Annotated in this window: 20 protein-coding genes; all 20 read left to right on the top strand. The window is 55.9% G+C overall.

Annotation, left to right across the window (positions count from 1 at the left end; translation table 11 throughout):
* Positions 1-694: 694 nt before the first annotated feature.
* Positions 695-2,191, top strand: coding sequence for a lysine--tRNA ligase (gene lysS / locus GXP52_10080; GenBank protein ID NOY87630.1), 1,497 nt, complete (start codon positions 695-697; stop codon positions 2,189-2,191).
* Positions 2,192-2,339: 148 nt separating this feature from the next.
* Positions 2,340-3,557 carry a lipoprotein-releasing ABC transporter permease subunit gene (locus tag GXP52_10075; protein NOY87629.1) on the top strand — a complete coding sequence of 406 codons (1,218 nt, stop codon included), beginning with the start codon at positions 2,340-2,342 and terminating at the stop codon, positions 3,555-3,557.
* A complete protein-coding gene (locus GXP52_10070) occupies positions 3,550-4,245 on the top strand; it encodes an ABC transporter ATP-binding protein (GenBank protein NOY87628.1) in 696 nt (231 codons plus the stop codon). Before GXP52_10075 ends, GXP52_10070 begins: the two co-directional genes overlap by 8 nt.
* Positions 4,246-4,248: 3 nt before the next feature.
* Positions 4,249-6,501 (top strand): outer membrane protein assembly factor BamA, encoded by a 2,253-nt coding sequence (gene bamA / locus GXP52_10065; GenBank protein ID NOY87627.1) that lies wholly within the window; start codon positions 4,249-4,251, stop codon positions 6,499-6,501.
* Positions 6,502-6,662: 161 nt separating this feature from the next.
* On the top strand, positions 6,663-7,208 hold the full coding sequence (locus GXP52_10060; protein ID NOY87626.1) for an OmpH family outer membrane protein: 546 nt from the start codon (positions 6,663-6,665) through the stop codon (positions 7,206-7,208).
* Positions 7,205-8,248, top strand: coding sequence for a UDP-3-O-(3-hydroxymyristoyl)glucosamine N-acyltransferase (lpxD, locus tag GXP52_10055; GenBank protein NOY87625.1), 1,044 nt, complete (start codon positions 7,205-7,207; stop codon positions 8,246-8,248). Before GXP52_10060 ends, lpxD begins: the two co-directional genes overlap by 4 nt.
* Positions 8,245-8,700 carry a 3-hydroxyacyl-ACP dehydratase FabZ gene (fabZ, locus tag GXP52_10050; protein NOY87624.1) on the top strand — a complete coding sequence of 152 codons (456 nt, stop codon included), beginning with the start codon at positions 8,245-8,247 and terminating at the stop codon, positions 8,698-8,700. Before lpxD ends, fabZ begins: the two co-directional genes overlap by 4 nt.
* Positions 8,701-8,756: 56 nt before the next feature.
* Entirely contained in the window at positions 8,757-9,524 is a 768-nt protein-coding gene (lpxA, locus tag GXP52_10045; GenBank protein ID NOY87623.1) for an acyl-ACP--UDP-N-acetylglucosamine O-acyltransferase, read from the top strand.
* Positions 9,521-10,363: an LpxI family protein gene (locus GXP52_10040; protein ID NOY87622.1), complete on the top strand. Its 843-nt coding sequence runs from the start codon at positions 9,521-9,523 to the stop codon at positions 10,361-10,363. The genes lpxA and GXP52_10040 overlap by 4 nt, the downstream gene beginning before the upstream one ends.
* Positions 10,360-11,523 carry a lipid-A-disaccharide synthase gene (gene lpxB / locus GXP52_10035; protein NOY87621.1) on the top strand — a complete coding sequence of 388 codons (1,164 nt, stop codon included), beginning with the start codon at positions 10,360-10,362 and terminating at the stop codon, positions 11,521-11,523. Before GXP52_10040 ends, lpxB begins: the two co-directional genes overlap by 4 nt.
* 27 nt (positions 11,524-11,550) lie before the next feature.
* Complete coding sequence (locus GXP52_10030; protein NOY87620.1) at positions 11,551-13,314, top strand: ATP-binding cassette domain-containing protein; 1,764 nt, start codon at positions 11,551-11,553, stop codon at positions 13,312-13,314.
* Positions 13,315-13,324: 10 nt separating this feature from the next.
* Complete coding sequence (locus GXP52_10025; GenBank protein ID NOY87619.1) at positions 13,325-14,008, top strand: lysophospholipid acyltransferase family protein; 684 nt, start codon at positions 13,325-13,327, stop codon at positions 14,006-14,008.
* 105 nt (positions 14,009-14,113) lie between these two features.
* Positions 14,114-14,281 carry a Trm112 family protein gene (locus GXP52_10020; GenBank protein NOY87618.1) on the top strand — a complete coding sequence of 56 codons (168 nt, stop codon included), beginning with the start codon at positions 14,114-14,116 and terminating at the stop codon, positions 14,279-14,281.
* Positions 14,282-14,287: 6 nt separating this feature from the next.
* The gene (gene lpxK, locus GXP52_10015; protein NOY87617.1) at positions 14,288-15,361 is read left to right on the top strand and encodes a tetraacyldisaccharide 4'-kinase; all 1,074 of its coding nucleotides are present in this window, start codon (positions 14,288-14,290) and stop codon (positions 15,359-15,361) included.
* Positions 15,362-15,363: 2 nt separating this feature from the next.
* Positions 15,364-16,269, top strand: a complete 906-nt coding sequence (locus tag GXP52_10010) for a lysophospholipid acyltransferase family protein (GenBank protein ID NOY87616.1) — start codon at positions 15,364-15,366, stop codon at positions 16,267-16,269.
* Positions 16,266-16,829 carry an HAD family hydrolase gene (locus GXP52_10005; protein NOY87615.1) on the top strand — a complete coding sequence of 188 codons (564 nt, stop codon included), beginning with the start codon at positions 16,266-16,268 and terminating at the stop codon, positions 16,827-16,829. The genes GXP52_10010 and GXP52_10005 overlap by 4 nt, the downstream gene beginning before the upstream one ends.
* A complete protein-coding gene (locus tag GXP52_10000; protein NOY87614.1) occupies positions 16,829-17,629 on the top strand; it encodes a DUF3108 domain-containing protein in 801 nt (266 codons plus the stop codon). Before GXP52_10005 ends, GXP52_10000 begins: the two co-directional genes overlap by 1 nt.
* Positions 17,626-18,891, top strand: a complete 1,266-nt coding sequence (locus GXP52_09995) for a 3-deoxy-D-manno-octulosonic acid transferase (GenBank protein NOY87613.1) — start codon at positions 17,626-17,628, stop codon at positions 18,889-18,891. Before GXP52_10000 ends, GXP52_09995 begins: the two co-directional genes overlap by 4 nt.
* Before the next feature lie 107 nt (positions 18,892-18,998).
* The gene (gene pseB, locus GXP52_09990; GenBank protein ID NOY87612.1) at positions 18,999-20,009 is read left to right on the top strand and encodes a UDP-N-acetylglucosamine 4,6-dehydratase (inverting); all 1,011 of its coding nucleotides are present in this window, start codon (positions 18,999-19,001) and stop codon (positions 20,007-20,009) included.
* Positions 20,010-20,019: 10 nt separating this feature from the next.
* Positions 20,020-20,804, top strand: a 785-nt coding sequence (locus GXP52_09985) for an aminotransferase class I/II-fold pyridoxal phosphate-dependent enzyme (protein ID NOY87611.1), incomplete at its 3' end; no start/stop codon positions are given.

Genomic DNA, 20,804 nt, shown 5'->3' with positions numbered 1-20,804 from the left:
CAGCTCCGCCCGGGATTGCCGCGTCACTCTCGTCTCCCTCGATGTTCCTCGCAATGACACAGCGGCGTCATCGCACGTATCCGCCATCTGTCATCGCGAGCTGTAACCCATGCGAAGCGATCCCGTGGGCGGCCGGAGGACGCCGTGACGGCCTTTTCAGCTCCGCCCGGGATTGCCGCGCCACGGTTTCACTCGGGCTCGCAATGACAGCAATAATAAAGGTACGCATTAACCGGATGAACCCTAAATCTAAACCGGGTTTGGGTTAAAACCTTATCCGCGTCCATCTGCGTTAATCCGCGGTAAGTGACTTTAAGACTTATTGGCCGCTGATGCCGGATCTCACCTTGTTTTGATTTACTCGGGAACAATCTCTTTCGCCCATCGAACAAACCTTTCAGCCTGCTGGACGAGATGATCGGCATCTTTGGAAGTCCGCAGGTACTCATTGGCTTTCGAGAGATATCTCCCGACTATTTTATCACATTGGACCCATCTTCGTCCTGCGGACTACGACGTGGCAGGCGTTGGACATTGGACATTGGTCTCCGACACCTGGCCCTGGCGGGAGAGCCTCGAAATCCCTTGACGAATCCGGCGGTGTTTATTACCTTTAATCACTTGATTTTTAGGGCATTTTAGCCATATTTCGTGGGCAGGCGTGTGCTTTACCCGGCCTGTCCGAGGGGTGTTAATGGATAACGAAGGCCAGAACGAAAACCGCATCTATCAACAGCGCAGAAACAAGGTGGATGAGGTCCGGCGCCAAGGCGTCAACCCCTACCCAAACCATTTTAAAAGGGGACACCTGGCCGAGGACGTGCGACGGGAGCTCCATGGGCTTTCTCCCGAGGAAATCGAAGAGATCGGGAAGGAATTTTCATTGGCCGGAAGGGTCGTGGCCATACGAAACTTCGGGAAAGCGGCTTTTTTCCAGATCGAGGACTCCTCCGGCCGTATCCAGGGGTTCATAAAGAAGGACGTGATTGGGGATGAGGAGTTTGGGCATTTCAAGCTCTGGGATGTTGGTGATATCGTTGGGATCAGGGGGAAGCCGTTCGTAACCCGGACCGGGGAACTGACCATCCTCACTGCCCAAGCCCACCTTCTGACCAAGTCGGTTCGTCCCCTGCCGGAGAAGTGGCACGGCCTGAAGGATGTGGAAACCCGGTATCGCCGGCGTTATCTGGATCTCATCGCCAACAGTGACGTACGGGATGTATTCAGGGCGAGGAACCGCCTCATCCGGAACATCCGGAGCTATCTTGACGAAAATGGATTCATGGAGGTCGAAACCCCCATGATGCAGCCGATTCCAGGTGGAGCCGTGGCCAGGCCCTTTGTCACGCATCACAATACCCTCGACATGGACCTTTACCTGAGAGTCGCACCTGAACTTTACCTCAAAAGGCTGGTCGTCGGGGGGTTCGAAAGGGTCTACGAGTTGAACAGGAACTTTCGTAACGAGGGGATCTCCACCATGCACAATCCCGAGTTCACGATGCTGGAGTTCTACATGGCATATGCGGATTACCGGGACCTTATGGATTTCACCGAGGATTTTCTCAGGAACATCGTCCTGGGAGTCCTTGGTGCGACGGTGGCGACCTATCGGGGCCAGGAGATCGATTTCGAAAAAGCTTTTACCAGGCTGTCCTTCAGGGAGGCCGTCCTGCGGGTGAAAGGGTTTGAGGAGTCGTTTTTCGACAGCCATGAGGGTGCCCTGGCTTTCGCGAGGGACAACGATGTCCCCGTCAACGACAAGGATCCGGTTGGGAAGATCAACATGAAAGTTTTCGAGCATTTCATCGAGTCGACCCTCGTCGATCCCACCTTCATCTTTGACTATCCTATTGACGTATCTCCCCTTTCAAGACGCAGCGACGAAAATCCCGGAATCGCGGAGCGTTTTGAGCTCTTTATTTCGGGGATGGAAATAGCCAACGGGTTTTCCGAGCTTAACGATCCCAGGGATCAGGAGGAGCGTTTCCAGCGCCAGGTGGCCGAGAGGGAAACCGGCGATGAGGAGGCTCACCGCATGGACTCGGATTACATTTGCGCCCTGGAGTTCGGGCTGCCTCCCACTGCGGGCGAGGGGATAGGCATCGACCGGCTTGTCATGTTGATTACCGATTCGCCCTCCATCAGGGATGTCATCCTCTTTCCCCACCAGCGCAGCGTTGAACCTTGATGACTTCTCTTGAAGTCATCAACGCCCCCACTTGGGGGCGTGCAAATCGAGGATTTGTGAGGAAAGTGAAAATGACACTTTTCGCTTTGCGTAGAGTAAAAAACCATTCATGGACTTTTTATGACATTGTCAAGATTAGGGTGGAGCGTTGAAACACATCTTTGAATGGAAGGTGGCCTTAGGCCACATCCGGTCCCGCAGGCATCATGCATTCATCTCCCTGATCACCGTTATCTCCGTCCTCGGGGTGGCCATCGGGGTTGCCGCCCTTGTTACGGTTATCGCTGTCATGACGGGGTTCTCCACCTACATGCAGGACCGTATCCTGGGAACCACATCTCATATCCTTATCCAGGGGCCGGCGGCGGGGATAAAAGATGCGGATAAGATTCTGAACATCGTTTCAAGCAGGAATGATGTCGTTGCAGCGTCGCCATTTATCGCGGGACAGGCCCTCATCAAGTTCGAGGGGGATGTCACTGGGGTAGTAGTTCGCGGGATCGATCCCGCGAGTGAAGGTGGCGTGACCGATCTCTCGGGTAAAATGACCATTGGATCCATCGACAGTCTGGATGAAAAGGGTATAGTCATCGGTATCGAGATGATGCGCATCCACGGTCTGAAACCCGGGGACACGGTTACATTGGTTTCACCATCCGAGACCTCCTCACCGTTCGGGATGATCCCCCGCATGAGGCAGTTCAGGATAAAGGGTGTCTTTGATACCGGAATGTACCAGTACGACACCGGTCTCGTCCTGATGACGCTGGGGGCCGCTCAATCTTTTTTCGGCATGGGTGACAGGGTGACCGGGGTTGAGGTCAAGGTCCGGGATATCTACCGGGCGGGCAGTATCGCCGCCTCTTTGCGGGGTGACCTGGGACCCGGCTACAGGGTGCGGGACTGGCGTGAGATGAACCGAAACCTCTTCTCGGCGCTCAAACTCGAGAAGATGACCATGTTCGTTATCCTTGTCCTTATCATCATAGTGGCGGCGTTCAACATTGTTGGAACCCTCATTCTGACGGTCATGGAAAAGGGGAAGGATATCGCCATTCTCAAGGCAATGGGGGCTACCAGGGGCGCGATAGGAAGAATATTCATGCTTGAAGGGCTTATAATAGGCCTGTCGGGGACGTTCCTCGGGCTTCTCCTGGGTCTTGCGCTCTCCTGGACCCTGGCGAACTATCACCTGGTCGAATTACCCAGCAGCGTCTATTATGTCACTACCATCCCGGTTCGGGTCAAGTTTCTGGATGTAGCCGCCATTTCCATCTCAGCCGTGGCGGTCAGCTTTCTGGCCACACTGTACCCATCCAGAAGGGCCGCTTCTCTGGACACGATAGAGGTCCTGCGGTATGAGTAATCTCACATCCCAGCCGATTCTGCGAACCGAGGGTCTTTGCAAGACGTTCCACAAGGGAGGCAGGGACATCCATGTCCTGGCGGGGGTGGAATTTACCCTTTCAGCGGGGGAGATCGTAGGAATCCTTGGAGCTTCAGGGACCGGGAAGAGCACGCTTCTACACCTCCTGGGAGGTCTTGACAGACCCGATGGTGGCCTTGTCCTTCATCGCGGGAGGGATATTTTTGCCCTTTCAGATGCAGAACTGGCCGGGTTCAGAAACCAGGAGATCGGTTTTGTCTTTCAGCTGCATTATCTGTTATCCGAATTTACCTGTCTTGAAAACGTCATGATGCCGGGTATTATCGCAGGTGGAGATTGGAAGATAGTCCGTGAAAAGGCTCGAAGTCTGCTCGCCCAGGTTGGTCTTGAAGGCCGGATGGAACACCGGCCCGGCGAGCTTTCGGGCGGGGAACAGCAGCGGGCAGCCGTGGCGCGGGCGTTGGTGAATGATCCGGCTCTTATTCTGGCGGATGAGCCGACAGGCAACCTGGATGTCCGTACAGCCGAATCGGTACGGAGCCTTTTCCTCGATCTCAACAACCAGTTTGAAACCACCTTTCTGGTTGTCACACACAACCGGGAGTTGGCTGCCGGATTCCACCGTCGTTTCCTTCTTAAGGACGGCGTTTTAAACCAGGAGGCGTAGGTGGTGTCCAGAACTGTTGCTCCCATCATGATGGCATTCCTTGTCCTGGCGTTTCTCGTTTCCGGGGGGGCTGCTGCTGCGGAAAGGGCCATCACTTCACTGGACATTGAAGGGTGTTTACGGGTGGACCCGAGCAGTGTCGAGGGAGCTTTGGGGTGGAAAATCGGTGATCCGTGGAGCCCCGACATGGCAACAAAGGGTGTTAAGGCCATCTACGGTATGGGAATGTTCAGCCGCGTCAGAATAGATGACCAGGAGACCGATGGAGGTGTGGCCGTCAAGGTAACGGTAAAGGAATATCCCATGATCATCGGGGTGTCCGTGACCGGCAACCACGCATTGGATCAATCGGAATTGAAAAAGAAGCTTACGCTCAGGAGCTTCGGTTTTTATGACCCTGCCCGGTTGAAAACAAATGAGGAGATTATTCGCGACGCCTACAGGAAAAAGGGCTATTACGACGCTGAGGTTCATGGGGACGTCGAGGAGTCGGGGAAAGGGGTCAAAATTATTTTTTCGGTCAAGGAGAATGACAAAACCTATGTTCGCGAGATTGACATTCTCGGCAACAGGGCCCTGGATGACAGGAAGGTCCTGAGCGTGGTTCAGGCCAAGGAATTGGGACCTCTGTCGTGGATCAGCGGCTCCGATGTCCTTGACCAGGCCCTCATCGATGACGATCTGAAGAGGATTCACCTTCTTTACCTGGATAATGGGTACCTGGATGTTGAGGTGACGGGACCGGAGGTGCGGGTGCATCCCGAGGGCGGCCTTTACGTTTCGATCCGTGTCTCCGAAGGCAATCAGTATACCATAGGAAAGCTGCTCTTCTCAGGGGACTGGAAAGGCGTCCCGGAGTTCCGGCGCAGCGAGATGGAGGAAAAATCCGGCGATATTTTCAAGCGCAGCACACTCCTTGATGACATCCGCATGCTGGAAAATTCCTACAGGGACCAGGGATACGCCTGGGCGAAAATCGATCCCAGAATGACCAAATCTTCCCGAAAGGGGGTTCTGGACATCGATCTGCACCTTACCCGGGGTCCGTTGGTGAGAATTCGAAGGATCAACATTACCGGAAACATCAAAACGAGGGATTATGTTGTAAGACGAGAGGTAAGGCTGGCGGAGGGTGAACTGTTCAGCCAGAAGAAACTCGATGATTCCAGGCGGTTTATCAGGGCTCTGGGTTTCTTCGGCAAGGTGTCCGTAAGGGTGGAAAAAGTCGGCGATAATGAAGCGGACATCCAGATCAAGGTGGAGGAGAGTTCAAGCGGGACCTTGTCGGCCGGGATGGCATACTCATCGGTGGATGGGCTGGTAGGAACCCTTCAGTTGGCCCAGGGCAATTTCTCCGGCCGGGGACAGCAGGCCAAGCTGAACATGGAGCTTGGGTCCGGTTCCAACACCTACAGCATAAGCTTCACCGAACCTCGGCTTTTCTCGGGCAACTACTCCCTGAGCCTCAATCTTTTCAATACCAGCAAAGATTATACGAACTACACCCAGGACAGCAACGGAGGCGGCATCAGGATGGGCTACAGGTATTCGGATTTTTCAAGCCTCCAGGTCAGCTACAAACGGGTCAAATACAATGTTTATAATGTAGACACCAGCGCGTCGAACCTCATTAAGGAACAGGAGGGCGGAAGCACCACTTCATCCGTTGCCCTAAGTTACAGATATGATTCAAGGGATATACCCATGAATCCCAGTAACGGTTTTTTCTTCAGGATCTCCAGCGAAGTTGCGGGGGGAGGCCTTGGCGGCACCAACGACTTCTTCCGAAACAGCGCTCAAGCGAGCTATTTCAAACCCATATACGGGGACTTGATAGGATCGGTGCACACTGAGGTGGGCATAATAAACCCTTACGATGGGGATACCGTGCCTGTTTCAGAGCGATTCTTCATGGGTGGGCTATACTCGCTCAGGGGTTTTAATCCCCGCGAAGTCGGGCCCCTGGACGAAAACGGCGATCCCTTGGGGGGCAACCGATCGTTTCTCACCAATTTCGAGGCGTCGTACCCGCTCATTCCTGAGGCCAGGATCAAGGGGATCCTGTTCCTGGACATGGGAAACGTCTGGGGAGTTGGTGAAAAGCCGGGGTTGAATGACCTTCGGACCGGGGCCGGTTTCGGGTTTCACTGGGTTTCACCGGTGGGGCTGCTTCGTCTGGAACTTGGATTCAACCTGGACCCGAAACCCGGAGAGGTCCAGCCCGGATGGCAGTTTTCCGTTGGGGCTCTCTTTTGATATGATAGTTTATAGATTCGCAAAAGGTATCGAAGAGATTTTTTGGAGGTTATCATAGCAGGCAATGGAAACCCGCCTATTGCGGGATGATTGATGACTTCGCAAAAAGTCATCAATGGATTTTTTACGACACAATCATGACTAGACAGGAGGAAAACAAAATGCGCACCAGGATTGGAACCGTGGTTGTCATGTCACTTTTTATGCTCGGTCTGCTTGCTCCGGCACAGGTCGGCGCGGCGTCCCTTGTCAAGATCGGTGTCGTCGACCTCCAGAAGGCTCTCAACGCTACAGCCGAGGGCATGGCCGCCAAGGAATCCCTGAGGAAAAAACACCAGGCGAAACAGGAAAAGGTGGATGCCATGAAGACGGAGCTCGACTCCATGGGTGAAAAGCTCAAGAGCCCCGTACTCAGCGAGTCCGCCCAGGCGGACCTCAAGAAAGCCTATATGAAGAAAAAGGCGGAGCTCATCGATTTTGTTGCCAGGGCTAAAGCCAAGGAGGGGAAGGAGAACCAGGAGATGTCCTCCGGAATTCTCGATGGGCTCGTAGAAATCACCAAGGAGGTCGCCGCCGACAAGGGATTTTCCCTGATCCTCGAGGAGAGCAGGGCCGGGATCATCTACTCCTCCAAGGACATTGTTGATCTGACCGAAAGTATAGTCAAGATCTACAACGAGCGTATGCCCGGCCGGGACGCCAAATGAAGGAGATCACCTTAAAGGAGATGGCCCGCATCCTCAATGCCGAACTGGTCGGGGACGGGCGGGTTGTAGTCACAGGTGTTCGCCCCCTTGACGAGGCCATGAGCACGGACCTGTCATTTCTTTCCAATCCCAGGTACAGGAGTTCCCTGGAGACAACGCGGGCCGGGGGCATCATCGTCTCACCCGGCAGCATCACAGAGGGTAAGAATCTCCTGATTATGGACGACCCGTATTTTGGATTCGCGCTGGCTATGGAGGCATTTTTTGGCGAGGATTACATCCCGTCCGGCATCAGTACACAGGCCTTCATCCATGCCGGGGCCGGTATCGGATCCGATCCCAGTATCCACCCCTTTGCCGTGGTGGAAAAGGGGGCGGTGGTGGGAGACAGGGTAACCCTGATGTCGGGTGTGTTTGTGGGACGGGATGCCGTTATCGGCGACGACACGGTGCTCCATCCCCACGTGGTTGTGGAAAAAGAGGTCGTAATCGGCAGCCGGGTCATCATTCATGCCGGAACGGTTGTCGGCAGCGATGGGTTCGGGTTCGCCAGGGAGGGCAAACGGCATCGCAAGATTATCCAGTCGGGTATCGTAAGGATAGGTGATGACGTGGAAATCGGGGCCAACTGTGCGGTGGACCGTGCGGTAATGGGCGAAACGGTCATCGGGAATGGTTGTATCTTCGATAACCTGATACAGATTGCACACAACGTCATGATCGGGGAGAATGTTATCCTGGTAGGCCAGTCGGGCATAGCGGGGAGTTCCACGTTGGGGGACAATGCCATCATCGCGGCCCAATCGGGGGTGGCCGGTCACCTTAAAATCGGGGAGGGCGCTATCGTCGCCTCCAAAACCGCCGTGTTAAAGGATGTTCCCCCCGGAACCCGGGTGGCGGGTATTCCTGCTGTTGACATGGGCAAGTGGAGAAGGTCAGTGGCCATGATAAAGAAGCTCGACTCCATGAGGAAGAGGATAAGGGCCCTCGAGAAGATGGTCGGCCATACGGCGGGGGGAGAAGCGGAGGAGACGGAATGATGGATATTAGCGAAATAATGAAAATTCTTCCCCATAGATATCCGTTCCTGCTCATTGACAGGATAGATGAGTTGAAACCGGGGAAAAAAGCGGTTGGAATAAAAAATGTGACCATTAATGAGGGATTCTTCCAGGGGCATTTCCCGGAACACCCCGTGATGCCCGGGGTTCTCATACTTGAGTCAATGGCCCAGGTCGGGGGGATTCTGGCCTTTGCATCCACGGCGGATGTCGAAAACCTGCAGGAGGAAGCCGGCCGCCGGGTTGTCTACTTCATGTCCATCGACAAGGTGAAGTTCCGCCGGCCCGTTGTGCCGGGAGACCAGCTGCGGCATGAAGTGACGGTACTGAAGTTAAAGGGGAATGTAGTGCAAATCGACTGCAAGACCTATGTCGGGGAGCAGGTCGTTGCTCAGGGTGAGATGAAGGCGATGCTCGTCGACAGGGATTAGGCCACCGGACGCGCGGAAGAAGGAAAATAACAGTGAGTAACATCCCGGAAACATTCATCCACCCCGGGGCTTTAGTGCATCCCGACGCTCAACTGGATGTTGGTGTCCGGGTTGGTCCATTTTCCATCATCGGGTCCAAGGTCAGGATCGGCGCCGGTACGGTGATCGGTCCCCATGCCCTCATCGAAGGCAACACCACCATGGGAAAAAACAACAGGGTTTTCCAGTTCGCCACCCTTGGTTCCGACCCTCAGGACCTGAAGTACAAAGGGGAGGATTCACGGCTGATTATCGGCGATGGGAACACTTTTCGGGAATGCTGTACCGTCCACAAGGGAACGGAGGGCGGCATCGGTGAAACGCGTCTGGGAAACGGCATACTGGTGATGGCGTATGCCCATGTCGCCCACGACTGTGTTATCCGTGACAGGGTAATCATGGCCAACGGCGCCACCCTTGCGGGTCACATAGACATTGAAGAGGCGGCCATCATAGGCGGACTGGCGGCCGTTCACCAGTTCTGCCGGGTCGGAACTCTCGCCATGGTCGCCGGCGGCAGCATCGTGGTGAAAGATGTGGCTCCCTATTGCACGGTGCAGGGGAATCGGGCGGAGATGAAGGGGCTTAACCTGATCGGCCTTCAGAGACGGGGGTTTTCCGAGGATACTATCGATGCCATAAAATCCGCCCACCGGATCATCTTCCGATCGGGGTTCCTGTTTAAGGATGGTGTCGAGAAGGTTGAAACGGAGGTCCCAACGACTCCGGAAGTCCAACATCTCGTGGATTTCCTGAGGGTCTCCGAAAGGGGTTTTATCCGTTGAACCCAAGCCACGCCATGACGGTGGGACTGGTCGCCGGGGAGGGGGAACTGCCCATCGCCGTGGCCGAGGCCCTCGAAAGAACAGGGGCTCGACTGACTGTTGTCGCTCTTAAGGGCCTTGCCTCGCCGGGAATTACCGCTTGCGGCAGGGATGTGGCCTGGGTGCCATTGGGCCATCTTCAGGCGCTGGTCGACGCGCTCAGAGCAGGTGGCGCAGGCGATGTCGTCCTGATGGGGCGTGTGCACATAAGAAACATCTTTAATCCTTCTCTGTTCGACAGGAGGCTCGCCGGCCTTTTAGCCGCCCTTCCAGACCGGCGGGGCAGCGCCATCCTGGGGGCGCTTGTTCGCGACCTGGAGGGGGAGGGTTTCAGAGTGATCTCCGGTCTGGAGGCCGCGCCGGAACTTGCTGTTGAGGAGGGGAACATCGGCGGGCCGGGAATTTCGTCTCCCCAGATGGATGACATCCTTTTCGGGTGGCCCATGGCCAGAGAGGTCGCCACACTGGACATTGGCCAGACCATCATTGTCAGGGGACGGTCGGTGGTTGCCGTGGAAGGAATGGAGGGGACCGATAAGGCCATTATCCGCGCGGGTGAGCTGGCCGGGGGTCAGCTTGTGGTTGTAAAGGTCGCCGGTTCGCGGCACGATTTCCGCTTTGATGTGCCGACGGTGGGACCCCGCACGATCCGGTCTCTTGTACAGGCGGGCGGTGGAGCCATGGCAATCGAGGCGGGGAAATGTTTCCTCATCAGGAAGGATGAGGTTGCGGACCTCTGTAATAAGCATGGAATTTCCCTCGTGGGAATTGGGGATGAATTTTCGGAAAGGGACCAGTGAGAAGGGGCATAATGGTGGTCGCCGGGGAGGCTTCAGGCGATATGTACGGGGGTCGCCTCTGCACCTCGCTTAAGGAGATTGTACCTGGTCTTGAGCTTTTTGGGGTCGGCGGTGATGCCATGGCACAGTCCGGCGTCACCCTCCTGTCCCATATCAGCGAGCTGTCCGTCATGGGGACGTGGGATGTTCTGAAAAAACTGGGGGAGATCAGGAGGATTCTCAATAAACTCAAGGAGAAGTTGAACAGCGACCGGCCTTCGGGTCTGATCGTCATCGATTTCCCCGGCTTCAACCTCCGGCTCGCCGGGTATGCCAGGAAACGCGGGATTCCTGTGGTTTACTACGTCCCCCCCAAGCTGTGGGTCTGGGGAAAGTGGAGAATGGCTGCCCTGAGACGAAGTGTTGATATGGTTCTTGCCATCTTCCCCTTTGAAGAGGAATTTTACAGGGCCGGGAGTGTGCCGGTGACCTTCGTGGGTAATCCCCTCGTCGAGCTTCTCGGGAACTATGATTCCAAAGAGTTCCGTTCCCGTCACAATATCGACCGTGGTACGAAGGTGATCGCTCTGTTGCCCGGGAGCCGGACGGGGGAGGTCCGGCGTCTTCTTCCCCTCTTTCTGGAAAGTGCCGGGCTGATCTCTCGGCGCATCGGTGGACCTGTCAGGTTTCTGCTTCCACTCGCCCATACCGTTTCCCGTTCCATGGTGGAAGGGATGGCCGAGAGCGCTCCGGTGGACGTTGAAATCCTCGACGACCGGTCCCGGGAAGTTTTGGCCGTTTCGGATGCCGCGATAGTGGCGTCGGGAACGGCCACCCTCGAGGCGTTCCTGCTGGGAACCCCCCAGGTCGTCGCTTACAGGATGTCCCCTATGAGTCACCTGATCGGAAAGCGGGTGATAAAGATACCCATGATCAGCCTTCCCAACATCCTTGCGGGTAGGGAAGTCGTGCGGGAGCTTCTTCAGGATCAGGCATCGCCCGAGGCGCTTGCCGGGGAGATCATCAACCTCCTTGATGATACCCCCCGAATCGACGCGTATCGAACCGCTTCCAGAAAGGTGATGGGTGAGCTGAAAGGGGAGGGAACCTCCCGCATGGCGGCCAGAGCCGCCCTGGAAGCCTTTGATGACTTCGCAAAAAGTCATCAAAGCGCCCACTGATGGGCTTTTTACGACCCTATCAACCTTATGGATACTGAAGTGAAACAACGCCTTTCAAAATCGTTCCGGATCTACATGCGCATCCTGCGTTATGTAAAGCCCTACACCGGGAAACTCGTCATCGCGTCCATCGCCATGTTGGGGGTTGCAGCGACAACCGCAGCGTCCGCCCTGCTTATCAAGAACATCCTTGACGACGTTTTTATTCGCAAGGATAAGCAGATGCTGGTCCTGATACCGGTGGCGATAATCCTCCTGTACCTGTTTAAAGGGATATGCCGATATTTCAGGACATTTCTGATGAGCTCGGCCGGTATTCAGATGATACGGGATATACGGAACGACCTCTACGCACACCTTCACAATATGTCCATGTCCTACTTCACGAGGACTCCAACCGGCGTGCTCATGGCACGGGTGACCTACGACGTGTCCATGATCCAGGGAGCGGTGACGGATGCGCTGACCGGAGTTGTTCGCGATATTTTCACCATCGCCGCGCTTGCCGGTGTCGTAATGTACCGGAATTCCATGCTGGGGATCGTGGCTTTGCTTGGAACGCCTCTCGCCTTCTATCCCCTTATCCACTTCGGCCGGAAGATGAAAAAGAGCAGTCGGACAAGCCAGGAAGAGATGGGAGAGTTGAGCAAGCTCATGCAGGAGAAGATATCCGGGGTCGGGCTTGTAAAGGCATCCGGTACCGAGGATGAAGAACTGCTGCGCTTCAAGGATGACAACGAACGCCTCGTCAGGACCTTTATCAAGATCCAGCGCATAAGGGCCATGTCGAGTCCGGTCATGGAGTTTATCGGCGCCCTGTCCATCGCTGTCATAGTTTGGGTCGGTGGATTGATGGTGATGAGGGACCAGATGACCGTGGGCGAGTTCTTCTCCTTCCTCACAGCGCTCATGATGCTCTACGAGCCGGTCAAACACATCAGTTCCGTAAACAACATAATCCAGCAGGGCCTGGCCGCCGCCGAGAGGGTTTTCGAGGTCATGGATATGAACCCGGAAGTGAAAGATGCTGATGACGCTGTGGATTTGCCCAGAAGCCTTGGGAGAATCCGTTTTGACAACGTCTCATTTCGTTACGAGACCGAATGGGTTCTCAGAAACATCAACCTTGATATCGAACCCGGGATGAAACTGGCCATCGTGGGAACGAGCGGCGGCGGTAAAACTACTCTGGCGAGCCTTATCCCGAGATTTTATGATGTCACCGAGGGTTTCCTGACCATAGACGGATACGACGTGCGCAGCGTTACCCAGAAAAGCCTGAGACGCCAGATCAGCGTGGTGTCCCAGGATGTGGTGCTCTTCAACGACACAATCCGCAACAATGTCTGTTACGGGGTGGAGGACGTCAGTGACGCGACACTGACGCGGGCCATGGAGACCGCCTACGCTCACGATTTTGTCGCGTCCCTTCCCGACGGATACGAGACCGTCATCGGGGAGAGGGGCACCCGGCTGTCGGGAGGAGAGCGGCAGCGTCTTTCCATGGCGAGGGCGATCGTCAAGGATTCACCCATCCTCATCCTGGACGAGGCAACCTCATCCCTGGATACCGAGTCCGAGTACCTCGTCCAGAAGGCCATTGAGAACCTCGTCGTCGGCAGGACAACCCTGATCATCGCCCACAGGATCTCAACGGTAAAGAACGCGGACATGATCGTTGTTATCTCCCAGGGGCGGATTGTTGAATCCGGCAGGCACCACGACCTGATAAAACTGGGCGGCGAATACTCCAGACTCTACTCTCTCCTGGTCGACGATCACCCCCGGTAGGTTGTCAAAGATGACCTTGAGGCGAAACAGGAAACCAGGCAGGCTGGGATTCTCCGGCTGGGTCATACCGGCGTTCGGAAGGGCGTTGATCCGTGTTCTGGGTGGCACTGTCCGTGTGAGAGAACTGGGTAAGGAAAGGCTGGATGACCTGGAGGACCGGGACGGCGTTGCTGTCCTGGCCTTTTTTCACGGCAGGCAATTCCTCCTTGTCTCGACCTTTCTGGGACGGCGTGTTTCCATCATGAGCAGCCTCAGCAGGGACGGTGAGCTGCAGGCGCGGGCCCTTTCCGGCCTGGGATACCGTATTGTCAGGGGGTCAGCCTCCAGAGGCGGGGCCAGAGGACTCATCGCCATGAAGAGGCTCATGGAGCAGGGTTACCACGGCTCCTTCGCGGTGGACGGGCCGAAGGGACCGATACACCAGGTCAAACCGGGCGCAGTGTACCTGGCCAAGAAGACCGGTGCCCCGGTGCTGCCGCTGGCCGCTTCAGCCAATCCCGCGTTTGCTTTCCAAAAAGCGTGGGACAGGTATCTTCTCCCCATGCCGTTCAGTAAGGGCGTTGTCATCTACGGGGAGCCCATGCGGCTGGACGGGGACCTGGGAGAGGAGGCGGTTGACAGGGACTGCAAGGCCCTGCAGAGTGTGCTTGAGGACCTCCAGGTGGAGGCGGATTGTGCGGTGGGGAGGGTTTAGGGGAGGAAACATAGTCCGGACTCTGAACTCGCGGACTTTGGACTCTGGACTCGCGGATTCTGGACTTTGGACTCTGGACTATCTTTAATTACTTGGAGGTTTAAGATGGCTGTGGACAAGGAACTGCTGGACATTCTGGCGTGTCCGAAATGCAAAGGGGACCTGGAACTGGAGGAGGGTGGAGGAGGCCTGCTATGCCGTGCCTGTAGCCTGAGGTACCGCATCGAGGACGACATACCCATTATGCTCATCGACGAGGCGGAAAAGATCTGAAGCCGCGTGGACAGGAGAGGCGGCGAAAAATTTGCAGAGGACCACCCGTGGATTTCCACGCTTCTGGTTCCCTTTTCTATCTTTTACGGGACGGCGGTAGGTCTGAACAGGCGGCTGTTCCGTTGGGGGATAAGGGGATCGCGGGTTTTGCCCCGTCCGGTGGTAAGTGTAGGGAATATCTCCATCGGGGGCGCAGGGAAGACACCCCTGGTAATGTGGCTGGCATCCAGGCTTCAGGAAAGGGGAATTAAAGTCGCGATCCTCACCCGGGGATACGGCGGAAAGAGATCGTCCCCCGGAGAGGTAGTGATGCTTCACGGAAATGAGGGTGCCAATATTGACCCCTTAGTGGTTGGGGACGAACCGCTTCTTATGGCCGGACGTCTGGGGGATGTTCCCATTTTCATCTCGTCTCAACGGTACAGGGCCGGTGAGGTTGCCCTGAAGAATGGAAATGTGGATCTTTTCATCCTTGACGATGGTTTTCAGCACTTTCCGCTTGCCAGGGATCTTGAGATCGTTGCCGTGGACGATCGCCGCAGGTTCGGCACCGGCCGTCTTCTGCCGGCCGGTGTGCTGAGGGAACCGGCCTCGAGGCTGGCAGAGGCCGACATCATCGTCGTCACTAAAGCCCAGGCTGTTGACGCGGGTTTTGAGGAAGAGATCCGCCGGCACACCGACGCGGACCTCTGCTGGGCCGATTTCAGGCCTTTGGGAATAAGGGCCTTCAATGGAGACGAAATCCTGGATCCGGTGGAGTTTGAGGGGACGAAATTTCTGACCTTTTCGGGTATAGCCGACGCAAAATCCTTTGAGGCTACGGCCGGTAAGATTTCCTGCGCCATCCGGGGGAACGCCCGTTTCAAGGATCATCATCCTTACGGGGAGGGCGATGTGCGTGCGCTCATGGACATGGCCGGGAAGGTAGGAGCAGATGCCTTCCTGACCACCGAGAAAGACGCTGTTCGATGGCCGGGCCGCCTTTCCGGCCTTCCCTGTTACGCCCTCGTCATGGAACCGGTGTTTCTCCATGGGGAAAAAATTCTCATGGAGAAAGTCATCTCCCTGGTAGACACCTGATCGTGTGGGCGAAGCTTCCGGAGATGTTTGCCGCCCTGTTCATCAGGATGTTCGGCGTAATCGGGCTTCTGCTGCCCCGCCCGGTCCTTCTGTTTGTGGGCAGAGGGATCGGAGAGTTTGCCTACCTTCTTGCTTTCAGAAGGAGGTATCTGGCCCTTGAAAATATCCGGCTGGCCCTGGGACAGGAGATCTCCCCGGAGGAGCAGAGGCGCGTTGCCGTAAGGTCCTTCGCCCACCTGGGGATGAACCTCATGGAGTACTTTACATTCCCTTACCTGAACCAGAGAAAGGTCGAGGGTCTGACCCGAATTTCCGGTGAGGAACACCTCGTGTCCGCCCTCGGGATGGGAAAAGGCGTGCTTTGCATCACGGGCCACATGGGCAACTGGGATCTGCTTGGATCGGCCCTGGCCTTCAGGGGGTACCCGGTTTCCCTGGTGAGCAAGATCTCCAGGAGCAGAGCCGTCAACCGGGTGTGGATGGATTACCGGGAGGCTGTGGGCGTCAGGATCTTTTCCGGGGACGGGGTGATGAAGGATATCCTTAGGCAGTTGAAGGGAGGCGGAATCGTGGGGCTGGTGGTGGACCAGAATGCCTTGAGAAAGGATGGAATATTTGTGCCTTTCTTCGGGAGAGAAGCCTGCACCCTAACCATTCCCGCGGTCCTCGCAAGGCGAACGGGTGCCCCGGTCGTACCGATCTATTCCTTCCGGGACGGTTCGAAACTCAGAATTGTCATTGAAGCGCCCCTCGAATCGGCCGAGATCGAGGACATGAAAGAGGATGTGTTTCAAAGGACCCTCCGTTATTCCCAATGGACAGAGGGTGTGATCAAGCAGCATCCGGAACAGTGGACCTGGCTCCACAACAGGTGGAGGACCAGACCCCCTCAGGAGGTATCAAGGTGAAGCGGCATCGAAGCGCCGAGAACTCCTCCGGCCGGCCGGCCGTTCTTCTGGACAGGGATGGGACCATTCTGGACGAAATGGGCTACCTCCGCGACCCGGGGAGTATCAGGTTTCTCGACGGTGCGGTGGAAGGGATGCGCCTGCTTCAAAGAGCGGACTATATTCTCCTTGTTGTAACCAATCAGTCGGGGATCGCCAGGGGCTACTTCCAGGAGGAGGATGCACTGGCCGTCAACCTTCGCATGGTCCTGGAACTCAGGGCGGCAGGGGTGAAACTGGACGGAATTTATCACTGTCCGCATCTCCCCGACGACCGTTGTTCCTGCAGAAAACCTGCAACCGGGATGCTGGATAGGGCCGTAGATGATTTTGACCTGGACCCGGGAAAATGCTGGATCGTGGGTGATGCGGAAGGGGACGTTCAAATGGGCAGGAACGGCGGTCTTCGCACCGTCATGGTCCTTACGGGAAAGGAGGACAAAGGGGTGATATCAGCATCGGTGCCCAAAACGGCCGATCTGCTGGAAGCAGCCCGGTTTATCCTCGAGGCACGATCCTGATGCCTTTTCCACCCCGTCCCTTCTGGCTTCTAGCCGCTGTTCTGGCCCTGACCTCTCCGGTCCCTTACGCTCATTCGCAGAGCGCCTTTGCTCCTGGGGAGAAACTTGATTTTGTCCTCAAGTGGAACGGCATAGCCGCGGGAGATTCAACCATGTCGGTGGAAAAGATGCCGCCTTCCGGAGGAAAATCCCTTTTCAGGATTGTTTCCACGGCTAAGTCAAGGTCCCTCATCGACATAATCTACCCTGTCCGCAATCGCTACGAGAGCCACTTCGATCCTGTCTCCGGTCTTCCCCAAAAGTACATTGCCCGCATGCGCGAGGGTGGAAAAAGGTCGGACCGGGTCCTGATATTCGACCAGAAAAGACACATTGTGACCCGCATTGAAAAAAAGGATGGCAGGACAAAGAGCCGGATTTACAAGATCCTCCCGAGCACGCAGGATACCCTCTCCTCTCTTTACGTAATGAGGAACGAAACCCTCAGGGTGGGCGACAGAGTGGGGTTTCGTGTATTCGAGAGCCGAAAGAACTATGAACTTATCGTAGAGGTGCTGGGCAAAGAGGAGATCAAGGTGGCGGCTGGTCGTTTCCAAACGCTCAAAATCCATCCCATCCTGAAATATGAGGGGATCTTTCGCCGCAAGGGAGATCTTTTCATCTGGATCACTGACGACAGCCGCCACATCCCGGTCCTGATGAAGAGCAAGATCGCGGTCGGCAGCATTTCCGCTGAACTGGCCGGATATACCTACGGTGATGAAGCCGATGATTCCCCGAAGAACGAGGTCACCAGGTGAGGGACATGTGGTGGAGGATCGCCCTTTACAACGTTCTCCTGGCCATCGCCGTTGTGATCGCCTCCCCGTGGGTCATCTATCAGCTGCTGGGCGTTTCCCGCCGAAAGGAAGGACTCCTTCAGAGGCTCGGAGGTTCCCCCGGAAACTCCGGGTCACCCATCTGGTTTCACGCCGTATCCGTCGGTGAGGTCAGGGCGGTGATCCCGGTCATGGAAGGGCTCGCGAAAAGGGTGGAAAAAATGAGGCCGCTGATCCTCTCCACGGTCACTGTAACAGGGCAGGAAACCGCCGAGAGGGAGTGCCCTTTCGCGGAAAGTATCTTCTACTTTCCCCTTGATCTTCCCTTCGCGGTTTCCCGGTCGTTTGGCCGGGTCCGTCCCTCCATGTTCATCACCGCCGAGACCGAGTTCTGGCCCAACTTCTTTTTTGGATGTTTCAGGCGCGGCATCCCGGTCATTGTTGTCAACGGGAGGATCTCGGATCGCTCGTTCTCCAGGTATCGGAGGTTTCGATGGTTTTTCCGGCCGTTTCTTCAGAGGGTCTCCCTCTTTCTCATGCAGAGCGAGGAGGACGCAAGGCGAATCCTTGCCATGGGCGCACGGGAGGAGAGCGTCGAAGTGACGGGAAACACTAAGTACGATGTAAAACCCGTTTCGGCCAAACTGCCCGCTGAGGTCCGTGACTGGGCCCAAAGCTCCTTTCTCCTTGTGGCCGGCAGCACCCACGGGGGAGAGGAAGAGATCATTCTGGATGCTCTGCAGAATGACGATCTGTCTCAGATCCGCCTGGCCCTGGTTCCAAGACATCCCGAGAGGTTTGATGATGTCGCCGAACTTCTTTTCGACCGCGGGACGCCCTTTGCAAGGTTAAGCGACCTCGTGGATGGCCGAGGGATCGGCGAGAGGGTGCTTCTCGTAGACGCCATGGGCGTTCTCGACGGGTTCTACGCCATGGCCGACCTCGCCTTTGTGGGGGGCAGCCTTGTCCCTGTCGGGGGGCACAATCTCCTTGAACCGGCCATGCACGGCGTGCCTGTACTCACCGGACCAAACCTTCAGAATTTCCGCGATATCGCGGACGCATTGATCGAGTCGGGCGGGTGCCGAATTGTGGAGGCTGGGGATTCCCTCGTCAGTGCCCTGTGCCGGCTGAAAAACGATGACCGGGAACTAGAACGCCGGGGAAAAGCCGCATATTCGGTTTCCCATCGAAAGACAGGGGCAGCCCGTAAGGACGTTGACGCCATTTTAAGCCTGCGGTAAGGGCTTTCTCTAGTCGATGTAGAAGTGTAAAATATATCATTCAGCTTCTGGTGAAATGACCGGCCGGATTATCATCATCCACCTTTCCAAAGAACAGGAGCAGCCCCGTGTTAAACGAAAAATCCATTCTGGTAACAGGCGGAACCGGCTCATTCGGTCAGAAGTTTATCGAGACGATTCTCTCCCGGTTTCCTCAACTGAAGCGGGTTGTGATCTTTTCCAGAGATGAGCTGAAACAGTATGAGATGGCTCAAAGATTTTCTGTGGAAAAATATCCTCAACTGCGCTTCTTCATTGGAGACGTGCGGGATAAAGACCGTTTGAAAATGGCCATGGAAGAGATTGACGTTGTTATCCATGCGGCCGCCCTTAAACAGGTTCCCGCCGCCGAGTATAATCCATTCGAGTGTATCAAAACCAACATAATCGGTGCGCAGAACGTTATCGAGGCGTGTCTTGATTCGAAGGTCAGGAAAGTTATCGCCCTTAGCACCGACAAGGCTTCCGGCCCCATCAACCTCTACGGGGCGACCAAACTGTGTTCCGACAAACTTTTTGTCGCCGCCAACAATATCAAGGGCAAACGGGATCTGAAGTTCTCCGTGGTGAGGTACGGAAACGTCATGGGAAGCCGTGGTAGCGTAGCGCCGTTCTTTATGGAAAAACGAAAGAGCGGAATCATTCCCATCACTGACGAAAGGATGACCCGCTTCAATATTACCCTTCAGGAGGGTGTCGATTTTGTTATAAGGAACCTGCAGCGGATGTGGGGCGGGGAGATTTTCGTGCCTAAAATCCCCAGTTTCAGGATAACCGATCTGGCTGAAGCAGTCTGCCCGGGATGCAGGCGGGAGTTTGTCGGTATCCGTCCCGGCGAGAAACTTCATGAGGAGATGATCACGGAGACCGATGCCCTCAGCTCCATTGAATTCGACGATTATTACGTTATATTGCCCGCCCTCAGGTTCATCTCAGCGGAAAAATACATCATGTCAAACGGTGGAAAGCGGTGTTCCGACGGCTTTTGCTACAGCAGCGGCACCAACTCGGAATGGCTCACCGTTGAGGGCATCCGCGACCTGATCCGGTTGAATGTCGACCCGGAGTTTGTGATTTGAGGAACCTGGTTTGACAAAAAAATTCATCCCGTACGGGCGGCAGGCGATCGACGAGGAAGAGATCGCTGCTGTTGTTGACGTCCTTAGGTCCGACTGGATTACCCAGGGGCCGAAGATCGCCGAGTTCGAAAGGGCGGTAGCGGAGTATTGCGGAGCTAAATACGCCGTTGCCGTATCCAGCGGTACGGCCGCCCTGCATCTGGCGGTTCTGGCTGCCGGACTCGGTCCTGGGGCTGAGGTCATCACGTCTCCCAACTCCTTCGTCGCTTCCGCAAACTGCGTCCTTTACACTGGCGCAAAGCCCGTCTTCGCCGACATAGATCCGAGCACTCTTTGCATCGACCCCCTGGAGATTGAGGAAAAACTGACACCCGCCACCATGGGCGTGATACCCGTGCACTTCGCGGGGCAGCCCTGCGAAATGCACGCCATATGGAAAATCGCTCAGGAGAACAACCTGTTCGTCATTGAAGACGCAGCCCACGCTCTGGGCGCCTCCTACCAGGATCAGGGCCGGACCTGCCTGGTCGGGTCCTGTGCTCACAGCCATATGACCACGTTCAGCTTTCACCCCGTCAAGCATATTACCACCGGCGAGGGTGGAGCCATCACTACCAACGACGCTTTGATTTACGAAAAACTCCTTCGATTGCGCACCCATGGAATCACGAAAGACCCGGCCCTCCTTTCCAGGGTTGATGGACCCTGGTACTACGAAATGCTGGACCTTGGCTTTAATTACAGGATAACCGATTTTCAGTGTGCCCTGGGGATCGAACAGATGAAGCGGCTGGA

The organism is Deltaproteobacteria bacterium (assembly GCA_013151915.1).
Taxonomy (GTDB): domain Bacteria; phylum BMS3Abin14; class BMS3Abin14; order BMS3Abin14; family BMS3Abin14; genus BMS3ABIN14.
This window is presented reverse-complemented; position numbering and strand designations above follow the sequence as displayed.